We start from the raw sequence: 19,978 nt of genomic DNA, 5'->3' as shown, positions 1-19,978 counted from the left end.
CGCGTGCGTCGAATGGACCAGGGTGAACAGGCTGCGCCTGCACCTTGGCCCGCTATTCCTTTCTGAGGTCTGAAATGTCCGGACAAGTACCCCTGCCCAGCACGCCGGTCGACCTGCCACTGTTGCCTTTGCGCGATGTGGTGGTCTTTCCCCACATGGTGATTCCGCTGTTCGTCGGTCGCCCCAAGAGCATCAAGGCTCTGGAGGCCGCGATGGAAGCCGAACGCCGCATCATGCTGGTCGCCCAGAAGGCGGCCGCCAAAGACGAGCCTGCGACCGACGACATGTTCGAGATGGGCTGCGTCGCCACCATCCTGCAGATGCTCAAGCTGCCTGACGGTACCGTAAAGGTCCTGGTCGAAGGCGTGCAGCGCGCCAAGGTGCTGTCGATCAACGACGGTGAAAGCCATTTCGTGGCCAACGTCGCACCGATCGATCCCGCGCTGGAAAAGCTCGCGACACAGAACAATGAGCTGGAAGCATTGCGCCGTGCGGTGATGCAACAGTTCGACCAGTACGTCAAACTCAACAAGAAGATCCCTTCCGAGATCCTGACCTCGATCTCCAGCATCGACGATCCGGGCCGTCTGGCCGACACCATCGCGGCTCATCTGCCACTCAAGCTGGAATCCAAGCAGGTCGTGCTCGACCTGGATCTGGTCAACAAGCGGCTGGAGAACCTGTTCGAACAGCTTGAGCGCGAGGTTGACATCCTCAACGTCGACAAGAAGATCCGTGGCCGCGTGAAGCGCCAGATGGAAAAGAACCAGCGCGACTTCTACCTCAACGAGCAGGTCAAGGCGATCCAGAAAGAGCTCGGTGAAGGCGAAGAGGGCGCCGACATCGAAGAGATCGAGAAGAAGATCAAGCAGGCCAAGATGCCCGCCGAGGCGCGCAAGAAGGCCGACGCCGAATTCAAGAAGCTCAAGCTGATGTCGCCCATGTCGGCCGAGGCCACCGTGGTGCGCAACTACATCGATGCACTGGTCGCGCTGCCCTGGAGCAAGAAGACCAAGATCAAGCACGACCTGGCGCATGCAGAGGAAGTGCTCAACGAAGACCATTACGGCCTGGACAAGGTCAAGGACCGCATCCTCGAATACCTCGCGGTGCAGCAGCGCGTGGACAAGGTCAAGGCGCCCATCCTGTGCCTCGTCGGCCCTCCGGGCGTTGGCAAGACCTCGCTGGGTCAGTCGGTCGCCAAGGCCACGGGACGCAAGTACGTGCGCATGGCGCTGGGCGGCATGCGCGATGAGGCCGAGATCCGCGGACACCGCCGCACCTACATTGGTGCCATGCCGGGCAAGGTGCTGCAGAGCCTGTCCAAGGTCGGTACGCGCAACCCGCTGTTCCTGCTCGACGAGATCGACAAGCTGGGCACGGACTTCCGCGGTGATCCGTCTTCGGCCCTGCTCGAAGTGCTGGACCCCGAGCAGAACCACACCTTTGGTGACCACTATGTCGAGGTCGACTTCGACCTGTCGGACGTGATGTTCGTGGCGACCTCGAACTCGATGAACATTCCGCCAGCGCTGCTGGACCGGATGGAAGTGATCCGCCTGTCGGGTTACACCGAAGACGAGAAGACCAACATCGCCATGCGTTACCTGCTGCCCAAGCAGGTCAAGAACAACGGTATTCGCGAGGGTGAGCTGGAGGTCAAGGAAGAAGCGGTGCGCGACATCGTGCGCTACTACACCCGCGAGGCCGGCGTGCGATCGCTGGAGCGCGAGCTCTCCAAGATCTGCCGCAAGGTGGTCAAAGGGTTGCTGCTCAAGAAATACACGCCGACCCTGGTGGTCGACGCCGCCAACCTGGACGAGTTCCTGGGTGTGCGCAAGTACAGCTACGGCCGCGCCGAACAGCAGAATCAGGTCGGTCAGGTGGTCGGTCTTGCCTGGACCGAAGTGGGCGGCGACCTGCTGACCATTGAAGTCGCGATCATGCCGGGCAAGGGTGTCATCACGCGCACCGGGTCGCTGGGCGACGTGATGAAGGAGTCGGTCGAAGCTGCCCGCACCGTGGTGCGCAGCCGTGCCCGCATGCTGGGCATCAAGGACGAGATGTTCGAGAAGCGCGATATCCACATCCACGTTCCCGACGGCGCGACTCCCAAGGACGGTCCGAGCGCTGGCGCCGCGATGACCACCGCCCTGGTGTCTTCCCTCACGGGCATTCCGGTGCGCGCCGACGTGGCAATGACGGGCGAGATCACGCTGCGCGGAGAGGTCACGGCCATTGGCGGGCTCAAGGAAAAGATGCTGGCGGCCCTGCGCGGTGGCATCAAGACGGTCATCATCCCGGAAGAGAACGTGAAAGACCTCGCCGACATTCCGGACAACGTCAAGCAGGGACTGGAAGTCGTCCCGGTGAAATGGATCGACAAGGTGTTGTCCATTGCGCTGGAGCGTCAGCCCGTGCCTCTGACGGACGAGGAGGTGGCCGCACAGGTGGCGGCCGCTGCAGGTCGCACGCCCGCACCGTCGCCGGATGCCGTCAAACACTGAGCAAAAAATGCGGGGGGCTTGAAAAACACCCGTTTTTTGCGCTAGAATTCCAGCTTCTGACGAACTTCACCAAACGTCAGAAGTTTGCGGGAATAGCTCAGTTGGTAGAGCGCAACCTTGCCAAGGTTGAGGTCGCGAGTTCGAATCTCGTTTCCCGCTCCAGTTTGAAAAAAGGGAAGCCCGGCTTCCCTTTTTTGTCGAAAGAGAAGGCCCGGTCACCGTGCTTTCGAATCGGGCGCGATAGCAAATCGGTTATGCAACGGATTGCAAATCCGTCTAGCCCGGTTCGACTCCGGGTCGCGCCTCCAGTCATGCTGGTCAGTTTTGCGGGAATAGCTCAGTTGGTAGAGCGCAACCTTGCCAAGGTTGAGGTCGCGAGTTCGAATCTCGTTTCCCGCTCCATTCAAGAAAAACGGGAAGCATGGCTTCCCGTTTTTCGTTTGGATTGACCCTGTGTGATCAGGGTGTCCTTGTGCCGCCTCGAATCAGGTGCGCTGAGTGAACCTGCGACAATGCTCCACCGCCCGCCTCGATGGTGAAATTGGTAGACACAGCGGACTTAAAATCCGCCGCTTACCCGTGAGGGAGCGTACCGGTTCGACCCCGGTTCGAGGCACCAGATCCAGTGCACCTTTGCCCCGGGGCGCTTTCGCCGCTACAGTGAGTTTCCATGACCCGATACAACGCGCCTTTTGAAATCCATGTGCACGGGGACGTTCCCCTGCGCGAGGACGTGGCCTACGCCCAGATCCAGGATGCGCTCAAACCTCTGTGGCAGTACGCCGGTGCGAAATCGCTTGCTGCCGCCGCCGAAAGCTCGTACGAAGACGAACCTGGCATCCGGTTCGACGCACAGGAGCACGTGCTGCAGATGTGCTGGACGGTCCCGGGCGATGAGGACTTTCGTCAGGTGATCGAAGAGGCCTGCATGGGCCTGAATGAAATTGCCTCGGCCGGTGCGCCGATCGAAGTATCTTTCTACGACACCGAGTTCGACGAAGAAGAGGCGCCGGAAGACGAAGAGGCGCGTGACGATTTCATGATGTGTTTCGTCGGCCCGACGCCCGCCGCGATCATGCAGGTCCAGCGCGATCTGCTGGTGCAGGACGTGGTACATGTCATGGAACGGCACTTCGACGCTTCGGAACTGACCGATGTCGTGGCGTCGATCGACCGCCTGTTCAACCAGCGCTTTGACGCACTCGTGAACTCGATGCAGCTGGGCCGTCCTCCGCGCGGGCATGGCGGTTCGTCCGGCCATGGTGGCGGACGCAAGCCGCGCCATCTGCACTGACCCTCCATGTCGCAACCCAAGAGCGACGCCCTCAATCCAGGCGTTCGCAAGCGGGAGGTGTTTGCCTGGGCGATGTACGACTTCGCCAACTCGGGCTACACCACGGTCGTTCTCACCGCGGTGTTCTCAGCGTATTTCGTCGGCGTGGTTGCCGGCGGTGCGCCATGGGCGACGTTCGCCTGGACCGCTGCCTTGAGTGTTTCCTACGCCATCGTGATGCTCACCATGCCGCTCATTGGCGCCTGGGTGGACCGGCGGGCGGCCAAGAAGCGTTTCCTGCTGTTCAGCACGGTCGGCTGCGTGTTGTCGACCGCTGCGCTCGCCCTGGTCGGTCGCGATGCGGTCGTGCTGGGGGTGCTGCTGATCGTTGTCTCGAATGTCTGCTACTCGTGGGGTGAGTCACTGATCGCAGCGTTCCTGCCTGAACTGGCGAAGCCGCAGGCTCTGGGGCGTGTCAGCGGCTGGGGCTGGAGCTTTGGCTACCTGGGCGGCATGCTGGCCCTGGGATTGAGCCTTGTGGTGGTGTTGCAGGCGCAGTCGGCCGGGCAGTCGGCCGAGCAGTTCGTGCCGAAGACCATGTGGATCACGGCAGGCATTTTCGCGGCGTCGGCCGTGGTCACCTTTGTGTGGCTGCGTGAGCGGGCGCGGCCCAGCCCTGATGCCGGAAATGGAGGCCTGGGACAGGCTTGGACGCAATTGCGGGCCACCTTCCAGCAGGCGCAGCGTTACCGCGACTTCATGTGGCTGCTGGCCTGCGCGGTGGCGTACCAGGGCGGGGTGGCCGTCACGATCACGCTGGCGGCCATCTATGCCGAGCAGGTGATCGGCTTCGAGAAGCAGGAGACCATGGTCCTGATCTTTGTGCTGAACATCGCCGCTGCGGTGGGGGCCTTTGCGTTCGGCCACTGGCAGGACCGCGTCGGTCACAAGCGGGCACTCGGAGTGACCCTGTTGGGCTGGGTGCTCACCTGTGTGATTGCCGCACTGACCACCACGAAGGGAGGCTTCTGGTATGCCGCCGCGATTGCCGGGGTCTGCATGGGATCGAGCCAGTCGGCAGGCCGTGCGCTTGCGGGTCTGTTCGCGCCGCCGGCCCAGTTGGCCGAGTTCTACGGCCTCTGGGGTTTCGCGATCCGGCTGTCCAGCATCGTCGGACCGCTGAGCTATGGCGCGATCACCTGGGCTACCGGGGGGAATCAGCGGATCGCGATTGCGGCCACGACCCTGATGTTCGTGGCCGGCTGGTTTCTGCTGCAGCGCGTCGATGTCGAACGCGGCCGCCAGGCGGCGCTGGGCAGCGCCTGAAGCTGCCCGAGGTTCACCGTCAGCAGGCGAAGTGCTGTCCTGGCGAGTCCAGGTCCAGCCAGCGCCGCGCCGCCTGGGCCAGTGGTGCGGGATCGCCGGTCGACAGCAGCACCACGCCCGAAGGCGCCGGACCTTCGGTTCCATTCGGCGGAGGCTGGTCCAGCACGGCACGCGTGCGGCGTGCCACCGGAACGCCGGTCTCCACCAGGGTCACCGCTTTGCCCGTCAGTTCCTGCAGCACGTCGGCCGCGAACGGGTAGTGGGTGCAGCCCAGCACCAGGGTGTCGATGGGGGCGGACACGAGGCCGGCCTGGAGTGCCGACCAGTAGCGCTGGCACAGCGATTCAATGGCTGGGCGGTCGTTGCGTTCGATGGCGTCGGCCAGACCGTCACAGGCCTGGCAGCTGAAGTGCAAGGGCTTTTCCGACGCCTGCTCGAGCCGCTGGCGCAGACGGGCAAAACGTTCGCTTTCGACCGTGCCGCGGGTGGCCATCACGCCGACATGTCCGGTGCGTGTGATCGCTGCCGCGGGCTTGAGTGCCGGCTCCACGCCCACGATGGGCCATTCGGGATGCTGGGCGCGCAGGCCTTCGATGGCCAGCGCGGTCGCGGTGTTGCAGGCCACCACCAGTGCGTCGATGCCGAAATGACCACGCAGTCCGTCGGTGATGCGGTGCGCGCGCTCCGCCACCTGCTGCGGGCTGCGCTCGCCATAGGGCGCGTGCGCCCCGTCGGCGAGGTAGACGAAACGCGCCTGCGGCATTTCGGCCAGCAGGGCGCGCAGCACGCTCAGGCCGCCAACCCCGCTGTCGAAAACACCGATCGTCTTCAAGCAGCAGCGACCGCAATGCCCTTGAACTCGCCGCTGGCGATGCGCTGTTGCCACTCGGCCGGGCCGGTGATGTGGGCGCTGGTGCCGCCGGCGTCGACCGCCACGGTCACGGGCATGTCGACCACGTCGAATTCGTAGATGGCTTCCATGCCCAGGTCGGCAAACCCGACCACCTTGGCGCCCTTGATGGCCTTGGACACCAGGTAGGCGGCGCCGCCGACGGCCATCAGATAGGCGCTCTTGGCGTCCTTGATGGCCTCGATCGCCACCGGGCCACGTTCTGCCTTGCCCACCATCGCGATCAGGCCGGTCTTCTCCAGCATCATGCGGGTGAAGCCGTCCATGCGGGTGGCCGTGGTGGGGCCGGCCGGGCCCACCACTTCATCGCGCACCGGATCGACCGGGCCGACGTAGTAAATGACGCGGTTGGTGAAGTCCACCGGCAGAGGCTCGCCCTTGGCCAGCATGTCCTGGATGCGCTTGTGCGCGGCGTCGCGGCCGGTCAGCATCTTGCCGTTGAGCAGCAGGGTCTGGCCTGGCGTCCAGCTGGCGACCTGTTCCTTGGTCAGCGTGTTCAGGTCGACGCGCTGGCTCTTCTGGGTATCGGGTTGCCAGTCGACCTTGGGCCACAGGTCCAGGCTCGGCGCTTCGAGGTAGACCGGGCCGGAGCCGTCCATCACGAAGTGGGCGTGGCGGGTGGCGGCGCAGTTGGGGATCATTGCGACCGGCTTGGATGCGGCGTGCGTCGGGTACATCTTGATCTTGACGTCCAGCACGGTCGTCAGGCCGCCCAGACCCTGCGCGCCAATGCCCAGCGCGTTGACCTTCTCGAACAGCTCCAGGCGCAGTTCTTCGACCTGCGTGAGCTTCTCTCCCTTGGATGCCTTGGCCTGCAGCTCGTACATGTCCAGGTCGTCCATCAGGCTTTCCTTGGCCAGCAGCACGGCCTTTTCGGCGGTGCCACCGATGCCGATGCCCAGCATGCCCGGCGGGCACCAGCCGGCGCCCATGGTCGGCACGGTCTTGAGCACCCAGTCGACCAGGGAGTCGCCGGGGTTCATCATGATCATCTTGGACTTGTTTTCCGAGCCGCCGCCCTTGGCCGCGACCGTGATGTCCACTTTGTCGCCGGCCACGATCTCCGTGAAGATCACCGCGGGCGTGTTGTCCTTGGTGTTCTTGCGGGCGAACAGCGGATCGGCCACCACGCTGGCGCGCAGCATGTTGTCGGGGTGGTTGTAGCCACGGCGCACGCCTTCGTTAATGGCGTCTTCCAGGCTGCCGGTGAAACCTTCCCAGCGCACGTCCATGCCGACCTTGAGGAACACGTTGACGATGCCGGTGTCCTGGCAGATCGGGCGGTGGCCGAAGGCGCTCATCTTGGAGTTGGTCAGGATCTGCGCGATGGCGTCTTTCGCGGCAGCGCTCTGCTCACGCTCGTAGGCGCGGGCGAGGTGGGCGATGTAGTCGGCCGGGTGGTAGTAGCTGATGTATTGCAGCGCGGCGGCGACGGACTCGATGAGGTCGTTCTGGCGGATGGTGGTCATGGGGCGTTTCCGGTTGAAGCAGGCGAGTGAATCAGTGGTCGGGCGTGTCGGCGACCGGATGCATGATGCGGTCGGTCGCGGCAATCGCCATCGCGCTGAGCAGGAAGGCGACGTGGATGAGGGTCTGCCACATCAGCACCTTGTCGTCGTAGTTGGCGGCGTTGATGAAGGTCTTGAGCAGGTGGATCGAGCTGATGCCGATGATGGCGGTGGCGAGCTTGACCTTGAGCACCGAGGCGTTCACATGGCTGAGCCATTCGGGCTGGTCGGGGTGGTCTTCGAGGTGCATGCGGCTGACGAAGGTTTCGTAGCCGCCGACGATCACCATGATGAGCAGGTTGCTGATCATGACCACGTCGATCAGCGCCAGCACCACCAGCATGATGATGGTCTCGTTGAGCGAGGTGACCTCGAAGTTGTCCTTGTAGCCGATGCTCTTGACCAGGGCGGCCAGCGCGTCCTTGTTGCCGAACGCGGCTTCGATCAGGTGCACCAGCTCGACCCAGAAGTGCACGACATAGATCGCCTGCGCGGCGATCAGGCCGATGTACAGCGGCAGCTGCAGCCAGCGGCTGGCAAAGATCAGGTTGGGCAGGGCGCTTCGGGTACCGGGGGTTTTGACGGGGTGGCTCATCGGGCTGGTGTGGATAGACTGGCGCTCGCACACGGGCTGCGCAAACGGGGGATTGTAGGAGCCTCGGCGGGTGCGCCGAAGGCGAATCGTCTCAGGTTGCGCCGGTCCATGTAAGTGGCTCGTAAGAGCCTTTGCGCACATTCGCCGGGTTCCCAGTTTCATACCCCCCAGAGGAGACACATCCATGTCCACGCCTTCGTCGTCGATCGAATCCACACTGGTTGAAAACCGCGTCTTCGAACCCTCCGAAGCGACGCGCAAAGCCGCCCGCATTTCCGGCATGGACGCCTACAACGCACTGTGCGCCGAGGCAGAAAATGATTTCGAAGGCTTCTGGGCCAAGCGCGCCCGCGAGTTCCTGACCTGGAGCAAGCCGTTCACCAAGGTGCTCGACGAGTCCAACAAGCCTTTCTTCAAGTGGTTCGAAGATGGCGAACTGAACGCCTCGTACAACTGCCTGGACCGCCACATGGGCACGCCGGTCGAGAACAAGACCGCGATCATCTTCGAGGCCGACGGCGGCGAAGTGACCAAGGTCACCTACAAGGAACTGCTGGGCAAGGTGTCGCAGTTTGCGAACGCGCTGAAGGCTCGCGGCGTGAAGAAGGGTGACCGTGTGGTCATCTACATGCCCATGACCATCGAAGGCGTGGTGGCCATGCAGGCCTGCGCCCGCATCGGCGCGACCCACAGCGTGGTGTTCGGCGGCTTCTCGGCCAAGGCGCTGCAGGAACGCATCCAGGACGCTGGCGCCGTCGCCGTGATCACCGCCAACTACCAGCTGCGCGGTGGCAAGGAACTGCCGCTGAAGTCCATCGTGGACGAAGGCATCGCCATGGGCGGCTGCGAAACGATCAAGGACGTGATCGTGTTCCAGCGCACCCAGACCGCCGTGAACATGGTGGCCGGCCGCGACAGCTTCATGCACGAAGTGATGGCCGGCCAGTCGACCGACTGCCCAGCCGAAATGGTGAGCGCCGAACATCCTCTGTTCGTGCTCTACACCTCCGGCTCCACCGGCAAGCCCAAGGGTGTGCAGCACAGCACCGGTGGCTACCTGCTGTGGGCCAACATGACCATGAACTGGACCTTCGATCTGAAGGACAGCGACATCTTCTGGTGTACCGCCGACATCGGCTGGATCACCGGCCACAGCTACGTCGCCTACGGCCCGCTCGCTGCCGGCGCCACCCAGATCGTGTTCGAAGGTGTGCCGACCTACCCGAACGCCGGCCGCTTCTGGCAGATGATCGAGAAGCACAAGTGCACCATCTTCTACACGGCCCCGACGGCGATCCGCTCGCTGATCAAGGCCGCGGAAAGCGACGAGAAGGTGCATCCGGCCCGCTCCGACCTGAGCAGCCTGCGCCTGCTGGGCTCGGTCGGTGAGCCGATCAACCCCGAAGCCTGGATGTGGTACTACAAGCATGTCGGTGGCGAGCGCTGCCCGATCGTGGACACCTTCTGGCAGACCGAGACCGGCGGCCACATGATCACCCCGCTGCCGGGCGCCACGCCGCTGGTGCCGGGTTCCTGCACGCTGCCGCTGCCGGGCATCACCACCGCCATCGTGGACGAGACGGGCAACGATGTGCCCAACGGTGCGGGTGGCATCCTGGTGGTCAAGAAGCCCTGGCCGTCGATGATCCGCACCATCTGGGGCGATCCGGAGCGCTTCAAGAAGAGCTACTTCCCCGAAGAGCTCAAGGGCTACTACCTGGCCGGCGACGGCGCCGTGCGCAGCGCCGACCGCGGCTACTTCCGCATCACCGGTCGCATCGACGACGTGCTGAACGTGTCGGGCCACCGCATGGGCACGATGGAAATCGAGTCGGCGCTGGTGGGCAAGACCGATCTGGTGGCCGAAGCCGCGGTGGTGGGCCGTCCGGACGACCTGACCGGCGAAGCCATCGTGGCTTTCGTGGTGCTCAAGCGTGCCCGCCCGACCGGCGACGAGGCCAAGGCGATTGCCAAGGAACTGCGCGACTGGGTGGGCAAGGAGATTGGCCCGATCGCCAAGCCCAAGGACATCCGCTTCGGCGACAACCTGCCCAAGACCCGTTCGGGCAAGATCATGCGCCGCCTGCTGCGCTCGATCGCCAAGGGCGAGGCCATCACCCAGGACACCTCGACCCTGGAAAACCCGGCGATCCTCGATCAGCTGTCCGAAAACAACTGACCGGTACGCCGCCTCGCATCCGGTGCCCTGGGCGGCACCGGGCAACAAAAAACCCGCTGGATTCCAGCGGGTTTTTTGTTGGAGCGCGAGAAGCGGATTACTTCTGGCTCAGGATCCAGGCGACCAGCTTCTTGGCTTCGGCTTCGCTCACCTGGGTGTTGGCGGGCATCGGGACGGCGCCCCAGACACCGGAACCACCCTTGAGGACCTTGGCTGCCAGCGCGTCGGCCGCCTTGGCATCGCCGGCGTACTTCTTGGCCACATCCTTGTAGGCCGGGCCAACCAGCTTCTTGTCGATGGCGTGGCAGGTCATGCAGTTCTTGGCGGTGGCCAGAGCCTGGTCGGCCATGGCCGAGGTGGAAATGGCGGCCATCGCGGCCATAATGATCAGAGCACGTTTCATGGTGTTGTCCTCGTGGGTAAAAGTGAGAAGCTCACAGACCATCATTCTATCGAGTCGGCCTGTGCGGTCACCACTGCTTACAGTTGCTTGCCGTGTTTTATCGAGCCTTTACCGGAGGGTGTGATGTATTTGTTGCTCGCAGGCATTGGCCTGCTCATCTGGAACTTCAACCGGATCGGTTTGGTCGCCGACATGTCCTGGTGGTGGGTGCTCTCGCCGTTCGCCCTCGCGGTGGCGTGGTGGACCTGGGCCGACATGACGGGCTACACCAAGCGCAAGGCGATGGAGAAGATGGACCTGAAGAAGCAGGACCGGATCGACAAGCAGCGCGCTGCCCTGGGCATCCGCACCCGCAAGCGCTGAGACAGCCCCGGGGCCGTGGTGGGCTTGACCGGTTTCGGTCGGGCGCTGCGGGATAATCCCGATTCCTTGCCGGCCTCTCGGCCTTAACCGTTTCCCCCCATGCCCGCCTACCGTTCCAAGACCTCCACCGCCGGCCGCAACATGGCCGGTGCCCGCGCCCTGTGGCGTGCCACAGGCATGAAGGATGGCGACTTCGCCAAACCCATCATCGCCATCGCCAACAGCTTCACCCAGTTTGTGCCCGGCCACGTGCACTTGAAGGACCTGGGCCAGCTGGTGGCGCGCGAGATCGAGGCTGCGGGCGGTGTGGCCAAGGAGTTCAACACCATCGCGGTGGACGACGGCATCGCCATGGGCCATGACGGCATGCTGTATTCGCTGCCCAGCCGCGAGCTGATCGCCGACTCGGTCGAGTACATGGTCAACGCCCACTGTGCCGACGCGCTGGTGTGCATCTCCAACTGCGACAAGATCACCCCCGGCATGCTGATGGCCGCGATGCGGCTGAACATCCCCGTGGTATTCGTCTCGGGTGGTCCGATGGAAGCCGGCAAGGCCCGCCTGGCCAACCCGCAGACCCAGACCATCGAGCTCAAGAAACTCGACCTGGTGGACGCCATGGTCATGGCCGTGGACAGCAAGGTCAGCGAGAGCGACTTGGCCGAGGTCGAGCGTTCTGCCTGCCCGACCTGCGGTTCCTGCTCGGGCATGTTCACCGCCAACTCCATGAACTGCCTGGCCGAAGCGCTGGGCCTGGCGTTGCCGGGCAACGGCACCGTGGTGGCCACGCACGCCGACCGCGAGCAGTTGTTCAAGCGCGCGGGCCGCACGGCCGTGGCGCTGTGCGAACGCTACTATGAGCAGGGTGACGAGACGGTGCTGCCGCGCTCGGTGGGCTTCAAGGCCTTCGAGAACGCGATCACGCTGGACATCGCCATGGGCGGCTCGACCAACACCATCCTGCACCTGCTGGCGATCGCGCAGGAGGCAGGTATCGACTTCACCATGACCGACATCGACCGCCTCTCGCGCGTCGTGCCGCAGTTGTGCAAGGTCGCGCCCAACACCAACAAGTACCACATCGAAGACGTGCACCGCGCAGGCGGCATCATGGCCATCCTGGGTGAACTCGATCGCGCCGGCAAGCTGCACACCGACGTGCCCACCATCCACGCGAAGACCATGAAGGACGCGCTGGACCTGTGGGACATCGCTCGCAACCCGTCCGACGAGGTCAAGACCTTCTACATGGCCGGCCCGGCCGGCATCCCCACGCAAGTCGCTTTCAGCCAGGCCACCCGCTGGCCCAGTCTGGATCTGGACCGTGCCGAAGGCTGCATCCGATCTTTTGAACACGCGTTCTCGAAAGAAGGCGGTCTGGCGGTGCTGCGTGGCAACATCGCGCTCGATGGTTGCGTGGTCAAGACCGCGGGTGTGGACGAGTCCATCCTGGTGTTCGAAGGCTCGGCCTACGTGACCGAGTCGCAGGATGAGGCCGTGGCCGAGATCCTGGCCGACAAGGTGAAAGCCGGTGACGTGGTGATCGTGCGCTACGAAGGCCCCAAGGGCGGCCCTGGCATGCAGGAAATGCTGTACCCGACCAGCTACATCAAGTCCAAGGGACTGGGCAAGGCCTGTGCGCTGCTGACCGACGGCCGCTTCTCGGGCGGCACCTCGGGCCTGTCCATCGGCCACTGCTCGCCCGAAGCGGCCGCTGGCGGCGCCATCGGTCTGGTGCGCCAGGGCGACCGCATCCGCATCGACATCCCCAACCGTTCGATCGACGTGCTGGTGAGCGACGAAGAACTCGCCAAGCGCCGTGCCGAGCAGGACGCCAAGGGCTGGAAGCCGGTCCAGCCGCGCCCGCGCAAGGTGTCGGCCGCGCTCAAGGCCTACGCCTTGCTGGCCACTTCGGCCGACAAGGGCGCGGTGCGCGACCTGTCGCTGCTCGGCGACTGAGTCCAACGCCTGACTTCCACGATCAACAGCCTCTTCGGAGGCTGTTTGTTTTGTTGCATCGTCAAAACCGCAGGCGCCGGCGGGCAGAGCGCTGCGTGCACAATCCCCAGCCATGTTGATTCATCCCCAGATCGATCCCGTCGCCCTGCAGTTTGGCCCGCTGGCCATCCACTGGTATGGCATCACCTACCTGGTGGCCTTCGGGCTGTTCCTGCTGCTGGCGCGTGCCAGGCTCAAGCACGAGCCTTTTGTTTCCATCCGGCAACCCCGGCCCTGGCAGTTGCGCGACGTCGAGGACATCCTGTTCCTGGGTGTCATGGGCGTCGTGATCGGCGGACGCCTGGGCTATTGCCTGTTCTACAAGCCCGCCTACTACTTCAGCCATCCGCTGGAGGTGTTCTATGTCTGGACCGGCGGCATGAGCTTTCACGGCGGCATGCTCGGCGTGCTGGTCGCCATGGTCTGGTATGCGCGCAGCCGCCAGCGGCCCTGGCTGCAGGTGATGGACTTTGTCGCGCCCTGCGTGCCCACCGGGCTGGCGGCCGGGCGGGTCGGCAACTTCATCAATGGCGAGCTCTGGGGTCGGGTCGCCGATCCTTCGCTGCCCTGGGCGATGGTGTTCCGTGGCGCCGGAGATCTGCCGCGCCACCCGTCGCAGGTCTACCAGTTCCTGATGGAGGGCGTGCTGCTGTTCGTGCTGCTGTGGCTGTACGCCCGCAAGCCGCGCGCGACGGGGCAGGTGGGGGCGGTGTTCCTGTTCGGCTATGGCGTGTTCCGTTTCATCGCCGAGTTCTTCCGCGAACCCGATGCGCATCTGGGGTTGCTGTCGCTGGGCATGAGCATGGGGCAGTGGCTGTGCGTGCCCATGATCGTCGGCGGCGCGCTGCTCTGGCTGTGGAGCAGCCGGCGCGCCGGCTGAGCCCTGTGGGGGAGGGCGCAAGGGCCTTCCCCTGAAATCCCTTCGGATGTCGCCGGTGCAAGGGTAAATACCGGTGATTGAGCTTGTGACTTGGATGAAAATTATCTGTAATTACAGGTAATCACAGATGCGACTGGTGCTCAACTCCCTGCACGACGAAGTGGCGGCCAAGCTGCGCGAACGCATCTTCGCGGGTGAACTGGCGCCCGGCAGCTTCATCGACGAACCGGCGCTGTGCGCCACGTTGTCCATTTCGCGGACGCCGTTGCGCGAGGCACTCAAGGTGCTGACGGCGGAAGGCCTGCTGCGCCATGAGCCACGCCGGGGCTGCTTTGTCAGCCAGATCACCGAGCAGGACCTGGACGAGATCTTTCCGGTGATTGCGTTGCTCGAAGGGCGCTGTGCCTTCGAGGCAGCCAACAACGCGACCGATGCCGACCTGGCCGCGCTGGAGCAGCTGCATGACCGGCTGCAGCGCAGCGCCAAAGCCAAACGCATCACCGAGTACTACGAAGCCAACTTCGCGATCCACGAAGCCATCATCGTGCTGGCCAACAACCGCTGGCTCGCCCAGGTGATCGGTGACCTGCGCAAGATCGTCAAGCTGGCGCGGCTGCAACAGCTGCACGCACCCGGGCGGCTGGAGCAAAGCCTGTCGGAGCACATGGCGGTGTACGCCGCGCTGAAGGCGCGCGACGCCGAAGGCGCCGAAGCCGCGATGCGCACCCACCTCACCCGCCAGCGCGTGGCGCTGCGCGAACTGGCCCGTCACCAGACCTCGAGGATTTCGGCATGAACACCCGCGAATGGCTGACCGAACGTGTCTCGCGCCTGCGCGCGCCTGCGCCCGTGCCAGTGGTGCGCTCCACGCAGGAGCGGCTCAAGGCGCGGCTGCGACAAGGGGAGGAGGCGCTGTCGCCCCGCGCGCTGCGGCAAAAGCTCGACGGGCTCAAGGCCATCGTGGACCCGCTGGTCAGCGAGATCGAGGGCGGTCGGCGCGCGGGCGCGCTGATCGACTGGTACTCGGGCGCCTCTGAGGCCCACCGGCGTGATCTCTGGCTCCTGATGAGCGAGCGCTTCGTGGCCGATCCGCTGCAGGTCAAGGCGGCACAGGAGCAGTACCTGAAGGCCGTGGGCACGCCCGACCAACCCGCTGCCGAGGTGCAGTTCCGCCGCGCGACCGTGTCGCCGCGGCGGCGCCTGCTGCAGCGCTTCAGCGCCCATCCGGACGGCATTCCCTTTCTGGTGAACCTGCGGGCTGAGATGCAGCCGCAGCTCAAGGCCGACAAGCGCCTGCTCGCGCTGGATGTGGAGATGGAGTACATGTTCTCCACTTGGTTCGACGTCGGCTTTCTGGAGCTGCGCCGCATCAGCTGGGACTCGCCCGCTTCGCTGGTGGAAAAGCTCATCAAGTACGAGGCGGTGCACGACATCCGCAGCTGGGACGACGTGAAGAACCGGCTGGACAGCGACCGCCGCTGCTACGGCTTCTTCCATCCGCGCCTGCCGGGCGAGCCGCTGATCTTCGTGGAGGTGGCGCTGATCAACGAGGTGGCGGCGAGCATCACACCGCTGCTGGACGAAGCCGCCGCGCCGGCCGACCTGGACCGCGCCACCACGGCGATCTTCTATTCCATCAGCAACACGCAAACCGGTCTCCGTGGCGTGAGCTTCGGCGACTCGCTGATCAAGCGGGTGGTGGAGTGTCTGCACGAGGAGTTTCCGCGCCTCAAGACCTTTGCGACGCTGTCGCCGATCCCCGGGCTGCGGGCCTGGCTCAACAAGAACGCGCCCGCCGAACTGCTGCAGGCCTGGGACGCCGCCCCCGAACTGGCCGAGAAGTCGCCGCCACGCGTGGCCCTCAAGCAGTGGGCGGCCCGCTACCTGGCCAGCGAACTGCAGGACGGCAAGCCGCTGGACGCGGTGGCGCGTTTCCATCTGGGCAACGGCGCCCGGGTGGAGCGGCTGAACTGGGCGGCCGATCCGTCGGCCAAAGGCCTCCGGCAGTCCTACGGGCTGATGGTGAACTACCTCTACGATCTCAAGAAGCTCGACAGGAACCGGGCCGCCCTCGCGCAAGGCAAGATTCCGATCGCCCCGGCGATCAAGGACCTGCTGCCCTGATACCGACACTTTGACAACCACAACGGAGACAAACCATGCAAGCAAACGGATTCCAGCGGCGCGATGTGCTGCGCCTCGCCGCGGCCAGCGCCACCCTGTTCGGCACCGTCGGCCACGCGCAGAGCACCTGGCCCAGCAAACCGGTGACCCTGATCGTGCCGTTCCCGGCCGGTGGTGGCACCGATGCCTTCGCCCGTCCGATGGCGGCCCAGTTCAGCCGGCTGGCCGGCAAGTCGCTGGTGATCGACAACCGCGGTGGCGCCGGCGGCACGCTGGGGGCCGGCATTGCCGCCAAGGCCGCGCCCGATGGCTACACCCTGTTCATGGGGGCGGTGCACCACACCATCGCGCCCAGCATGTACGCCAAGCTGGACTACGACCTGGAGCGTGATTTCGTGCCACTGATCCTGGTGGCCAGCGTGCCGCAGGTGCTGGTGGTCAACGCCAAGAAGTTCGCCAACCAGGACTTCAAGGCCTTCCTGGCCCAGGTCAAGGCCAACCCGGGCAAGCTCAACTACGGGTCGGCCGGTGGCGGCACCTCGCACCACCTGGCGGGCGAGCTGTTCAAGCAGCAGAGCAAGACCTTCATCACCCACATTCCCTACCGCGGCGCCGGCCCGGCGCTCAACGACCTGATTGCCGGGAACGTGGACATGATGTTCGACGGGCTCGGTTCTTCGGCGACGCACATCAAGGGCGGCCGGATCAAGGCGCTGATGGTCTCCGGCAGCAAGCGCAATGCGGCGTTCCCCGACGTGCCCTGCGCGGCCGAACTGGGGCTGCCTGACTACAACGTGACCACCTGGTACGGCATCTGGGCGCCCAAGGGCACACCGGCCGACGCGCAGTCGCGCGCGGTGGAGGAAATCCGCAAGGCGGCGCAGACCGACGAAGCGAAAGCGGTCTGGGCGGCGCAGGGCGCCGAGTTCCCCAACCTGACCGGCGCGCAGTTCGACGGCTTCATCAAGGCCGAACTCAGGAAGTGGGCGCAGGTGGTCAAGGCCTCGGGCGCCACGCTCGACTGATCCTCCACACACCCAGCAGAAAGGCACGCATGACCGGACAGGTCCGTCAGACCCTTGAAGGCAGCACCGCGAAGGTGACCCTGTCGAACCCCGCCAAGTTCAACGCCATGTCGCGCGCGATGTGGCGGGCGTTGCGAGAGGTATTCACCGGGCTGCAACGAAACCCCGAGGTGCGGGCCGTGCTGGTGGCCGGGGAGGGCGGGCATTTCTGCGCCGGCGGCGACATTGCCGAATACACCGACTTCCGTTTCCACCCCGACGGCCTGAGGGACTTCCACGAGAACGACGTCTGGGGTGGCCTGTCGGCCATGCTGGACTGCGACCTGCCCGTCGTGGCGCAGATCGAGGGCAACTGCATGGGCGCCGGCGTGGAGATCGCCAGCTGCTGCGACATCCGCGTCGCGGGGCAGGGCGCGCGCTTTGGCGCGCCGATCGCCAAGCTCGGCTTTCCGATGGCGCCGCGCGAGGCCGCGCTGGTGGCGCGCGAGGTGGGATTGGCCACGGCGCGCCAGATGCTGCTGGAAGCCGCGGTGCTGGACGCCGGCACGCTGCTGGCACGGGGCTTCCTGCACACGGTGGTGGCCGATGCCGACGTGCCTGCCGAAACCTTGTCGCGCGCCCAGCGCATCGCCCGCCTGGCGCCGCAGGCCGCCCGTCTGAACAAGCAGGCGTTGCGCGCCCTGGCGCAGGGACAGACCGCCGAGAGCCTCCTGCCGGCCGCCTACGACTACGCCGACAGCGCCGAACACCGGGAGGGGATTGCCGCCTTCCTGGCCAAGCGTGCGCCCCATTTCTGAACGTTTCCCCGACCACACCATGAACAACAGGAACCTCTTTGTCGCGTTGCGCGACGCCTTTCCCGCCGACCTCGACCGCGCCGCCGTCGAGACCGACAACGGCCTGACCTATTCCTGGCGCGACCTGGAACGCGCGACGGCCATGATGGCGAACCTGCTGGATTCGCTGGGCCTGCCGCCCCAGTCCCGCATCGCCGTGCAGGTGGAGAAGTCGGTCGAGGCAATGGTGCTGTACCTGGCCACGCTGCGCGCCGGCCACGTCTTCCTGCCGCTGAACACGGCCTACCAGAGCGCCGAGATCGAATACTTCATCGGCAACGCCGAACCGGCGGTGGTGGTCTGCAGCCCGAAGAACCACGGCTGGGTCAGCAAGATCGCCTTCACCGCCGGCACGCAATACGTCTTCACCCTGGGCGAAGATCGCAACGGCAGCCTGCTGGACCGCGCGGCGCACATGAGCGACCGACACTCCCCCGCCGTCAAGGGAGACGACGACCTCGCCGCCATCCTCTACACCAGCGGCACCACCGGCCGCAGCAAGGGTGCCATGCTGACGCACGGCAACATGCGCAGCAACGCGGTGATGCTGCGCGACTACTGGCAATGGCAGCCGGACGACGTGCTCATCCACGCGCTGCCCATCTTCCACGTGCACGGCCTGTTCGTGGCCATCCACGGCGCGCTCATCAACGGCAGCAAGATGATCTGGCTGTCGAAGTTCGATCCGAAGCTGGCGATCAGCAAGTTCTCCGAGGCGACGGTTTTCATGGGCGTGCCCACGCTGTACGTTCGCATGCTGGCCGAGCCGACACTGACTCGGGCCCAGGCCGCCCACATGCGTCTGTTCATCTCCGGATCTGCGCCGCTGCTGATCGAGACCTTCACCGAGTGGCAGCAGCGCACGGGTCACACCATCCTGGAGCGCTACGGCATGAGCGAGACGGTGATGCTGACCTCCAATCCCTGCGGGCCGGACGCGCGCTACGGGGGCGCGACCGAGCGGCGCGGTGGGACGGTGGGTTTCCCGCTGCCCGGCGTGAGCCTGCGCGTGATGGAAGACGATGGCAAGGCGGTGGCGCCGGGCGAGATCGGGGGCATCCAGGTCCATGGACCGAATGTGTTCAAGGGCTACTGGCGCATGCCCGAGAAGACGGCGGAAGAGTTCACGGCCGACGGCTTCTTCAAGACCGGTGATGTGGGCAAGGTCGATGCCGATGGCTACGTCACCATCGTTGGCCGCAGCAAGGACCTGATCATTTCCGGCGGCTACAACGTCTACCCGGCCGAGATCGAGGGCTACATCAACGACATGCCTGGCGTGGCCGAAAGCGCCGTGATCGGCGTGCCGCACCCTGACTTTGGCGAGGTCGGCGTCGCGGTCATCATCGCCAAGCCCGGTGCCACGGTGGACCCGGACCGGGTGATCGCCGAGCTCAAGGCCAAGCTGGCCAACTTCAAGATCCCCAAACGCTGTGCCGTGGTCAGCGAACTGCCGCGCAACACCATGGGCAAGGTGCAGAAGAACCTGCTGCGAGACCAATACAAGGGCGAGTTCGCCTGATCTGACCTTGCCAAGAAAAAGGCCCGCGACTGCGGGCCTTTTTCTTGGGTGTCTGCTCAGCGCAGCACGAGCACAGGAATGTGCGAGTGGGTGAGCACCTGTTGCGTTTCGCTGCCCAGCAGCAGGCGCTTGATGCCCTTGCGGCCGTGCGAGGCCATGACGATCAGGTCCACCTTGTTGCGCTTGGCGGCCGCGATGATGGCCTCGGCGATCAGGTCGGACTTGACGGTGACCGGCTTGACCTTGACTTCCATCTTCTGGCCAGCGGCCTTCACCGCATTGACGGCCTCCAGGGCTTCATCGTTCCACTGCTTCTCGATGCGGGCCACTTCGGCGGCTGCCAGTGCCACGCCACCTTCGAAATAGGTCTGCGGATAGCGTGGCACCACCTTGAGCGCAATGACTTCCGCGCCGGTGATGTCGGCCAGGTTGATGGCGTGTTCGACCGCCAGGTTCGACAGTTTGGAGCCATCGGTGGCCACAAGGATGCGCTTGTACATGGTTTTCTCCTATGGTGAGGGAACTTGAA

At 64.9% G+C, this 19,978-nt stretch carries 17 protein-coding genes and 4 tRNA genes; 16 read left to right on the top strand and 5 right to left on the bottom strand.

Going from position 1 to position 19,978, the window contains the following annotated elements; translation table 11 throughout:
• The first annotated feature begins 74 nt into the window (after window positions 1-74).
• The 7 genes from lon to ACS5NL_RS13755 all read left to right on the top strand — a co-directional run bounded on the left by lon (window position 75) and on the right by ACS5NL_RS13755 (window position 5,106).
• Complete coding sequence (gene lon, locus ACS5NL_RS13785; protein ID WP_439354428.1) at window positions 75-2,507, top strand: endopeptidase La; 2,433 nt, start codon at window positions 75-77, stop codon at window positions 2,505-2,507.
• An 86-nt stretch (window positions 2,508-2,593) separates the two neighbouring features.
• A tRNA-Gly gene (locus ACS5NL_RS13780) sits at window positions 2,594-2,669 on the top strand.
• Between the two features lie 72 nt (window positions 2,670-2,741).
• A tRNA-Cys gene (locus tag ACS5NL_RS13775) sits at window positions 2,742-2,815 on the top strand.
• 18 nt (window positions 2,816-2,833) lie between these two features.
• Window positions 2,834-2,909: transfer RNA gene (locus ACS5NL_RS13770), tRNA-Gly, on the top strand.
• Window positions 2,910-3,033: 124 nt separating this feature from the next.
• Window positions 3,034-3,126, top strand: a tRNA-Leu gene (locus ACS5NL_RS13765).
• A gap of 51 nt (window positions 3,127-3,177) precedes the next feature.
• The gene (locus tag ACS5NL_RS13760; RefSeq protein WP_439354427.1) at window positions 3,178-3,801 is read left to right on the top strand and encodes a DUF6806 family protein; all 624 of its coding nucleotides are present in this window, start codon (window positions 3,178-3,180) and stop codon (window positions 3,799-3,801) included.
• A 6-nt stretch (window positions 3,802-3,807) separates the two neighbouring features.
• Window positions 3,808-5,106: an MFS transporter gene (locus ACS5NL_RS13755; RefSeq protein ID WP_439354426.1), complete on the top strand. Its 1,299-nt coding sequence runs from the start codon at window positions 3,808-3,810 to the stop codon at window positions 5,104-5,106.
• Between the two features lie 19 nt (window positions 5,107-5,125).
• Here the strand turns inward: ACS5NL_RS13755 and murI are convergent, their stop codons facing one another.
• Genes murI through ACS5NL_RS13740 form a run of 3 tightly spaced genes read right to left on the bottom strand, consistent with a single transcriptional unit; the run spans window position 5,126 to window position 8,119 of the window.
• Complete coding sequence (murI, locus tag ACS5NL_RS13750; protein ID WP_439354425.1) at window positions 5,126-5,938, bottom strand: glutamate racemase; 813 nt, start codon at window positions 5,936-5,938, stop codon at window positions 5,126-5,128.
• On the bottom strand, window positions 5,935-7,485 hold the full coding sequence (locus ACS5NL_RS13745; protein ID WP_439354424.1) for a fumarate hydratase: 1,551 nt from the start codon (window positions 7,483-7,485) through the stop codon (window positions 5,935-5,937). The genes murI and ACS5NL_RS13745 overlap by 4 nt, the downstream gene beginning before the upstream one ends.
• 31 nt (window positions 7,486-7,516) lie before the next feature.
• Complete coding sequence (locus ACS5NL_RS13740) at window positions 7,517-8,119, bottom strand: TIGR00645 family protein (protein WP_439354423.1); 603 nt, start codon at window positions 8,117-8,119, stop codon at window positions 7,517-7,519.
• A gap of 184 nt (window positions 8,120-8,303) precedes the next feature.
• Here ACS5NL_RS13740 and acs point away from each other — a divergent pair, with 184 nt between their 5' ends.
• Window positions 8,304-10,298 (top strand): acetate--CoA ligase, encoded by a 1,995-nt coding sequence (gene acs, locus ACS5NL_RS13735; RefSeq protein ID WP_439354422.1) that lies wholly within the window; start codon window positions 8,304-8,306, stop codon window positions 10,296-10,298.
• A 97-nt stretch (window positions 10,299-10,395) separates the two neighbouring features.
• Here acs and ACS5NL_RS13730 read toward each other — a convergent pair whose 3' ends face one another.
• On the bottom strand, window positions 10,396-10,701 hold the full coding sequence (locus ACS5NL_RS13730; RefSeq protein WP_439354421.1) for a c-type cytochrome: 306 nt from the start codon (window positions 10,699-10,701) through the stop codon (window positions 10,396-10,398).
• A 123-nt stretch (window positions 10,702-10,824) separates the two neighbouring features.
• On the opposite strand from ACS5NL_RS13730, the gene ACS5NL_RS13725 reads away from it, so the two are divergent.
• The 8 genes from ACS5NL_RS13725 to ACS5NL_RS13690 all read left to right on the top strand — a co-directional run bounded on the left by ACS5NL_RS13725 (window position 10,825) and on the right by ACS5NL_RS13690 (window position 19,449).
• On the top strand, window positions 10,825-11,064 hold the full coding sequence (locus ACS5NL_RS13725) for a TIGR04438 family Trp-rich protein (protein ID WP_439354420.1): 240 nt from the start codon (window positions 10,825-10,827) through the stop codon (window positions 11,062-11,064).
• Window positions 11,065-11,163: 99 nt separating this feature from the next.
• Window positions 11,164-13,023 (top strand): dihydroxy-acid dehydratase, encoded by a 1,860-nt coding sequence (ilvD, locus tag ACS5NL_RS13720; RefSeq protein WP_439354419.1) that lies wholly within the window; start codon window positions 11,164-11,166, stop codon window positions 13,021-13,023.
• 112 nt (window positions 13,024-13,135) lie between these two features.
• On the top strand, window positions 13,136-13,942 hold the full coding sequence (lgt, locus tag ACS5NL_RS13715; protein WP_439354418.1) for a prolipoprotein diacylglyceryl transferase: 807 nt from the start codon (window positions 13,136-13,138) through the stop codon (window positions 13,940-13,942).
• 127 nt (window positions 13,943-14,069) lie between these two features.
• Window positions 14,070-14,738, top strand: coding sequence for a GntR family transcriptional regulator (locus ACS5NL_RS13710; protein ID WP_439354417.1), 669 nt, complete (start codon window positions 14,070-14,072; stop codon window positions 14,736-14,738).
• Window positions 14,735-16,066 (top strand): malonyl-CoA decarboxylase domain-containing protein, encoded by a 1,332-nt coding sequence (locus tag ACS5NL_RS13705; RefSeq protein WP_439354416.1) that lies wholly within the window; start codon window positions 14,735-14,737, stop codon window positions 16,064-16,066. The genes ACS5NL_RS13710 and ACS5NL_RS13705 overlap by 4 nt, the downstream gene beginning before the upstream one ends.
• 35 nt (window positions 16,067-16,101) lie before the next feature.
• Complete coding sequence (locus tag ACS5NL_RS13700; protein ID WP_439354415.1) at window positions 16,102-17,091, top strand: Bug family tripartite tricarboxylate transporter substrate binding protein; 990 nt, start codon at window positions 16,102-16,104, stop codon at window positions 17,089-17,091.
• Window positions 17,092-17,120: 29 nt separating this feature from the next.
• Entirely contained in the window at window positions 17,121-17,888 is a 768-nt protein-coding gene (locus ACS5NL_RS13695; RefSeq protein WP_439354414.1) for an enoyl-CoA hydratase/isomerase family protein, read from the top strand.
• A gap of 19 nt (window positions 17,889-17,907) precedes the next feature.
• The gene (locus ACS5NL_RS13690) at window positions 17,908-19,449 is read left to right on the top strand and encodes a malonate--CoA ligase (protein ID WP_439354413.1); all 1,542 of its coding nucleotides are present in this window, start codon (window positions 17,908-17,910) and stop codon (window positions 19,447-19,449) included.
• A 56-nt stretch (window positions 19,450-19,505) separates the two neighbouring features.
• Here the strand turns inward: ACS5NL_RS13690 and ACS5NL_RS13685 are convergent, their stop codons facing one another.
• Window positions 19,506-19,949, bottom strand: coding sequence for a universal stress protein (locus tag ACS5NL_RS13685; RefSeq protein ID WP_439354412.1), 444 nt, complete (start codon window positions 19,947-19,949; stop codon window positions 19,506-19,508).
• Between the last annotated feature and the right edge of the window lie 29 nt (window positions 19,950-19,978).

Origin of the sequence: Hydrogenophaga sedimenti (assembly GCF_051857515.1) — a bacterium.
Taxonomy (GTDB): Bacteria; Pseudomonadota; Gammaproteobacteria; order Burkholderiales; family Burkholderiaceae_C; genus Hydrogenophaga.
The sequence above is the reverse complement of the archived record's forward strand: the minus strand, read 5'-3'. Positions and strand labels throughout refer to the sequence as shown.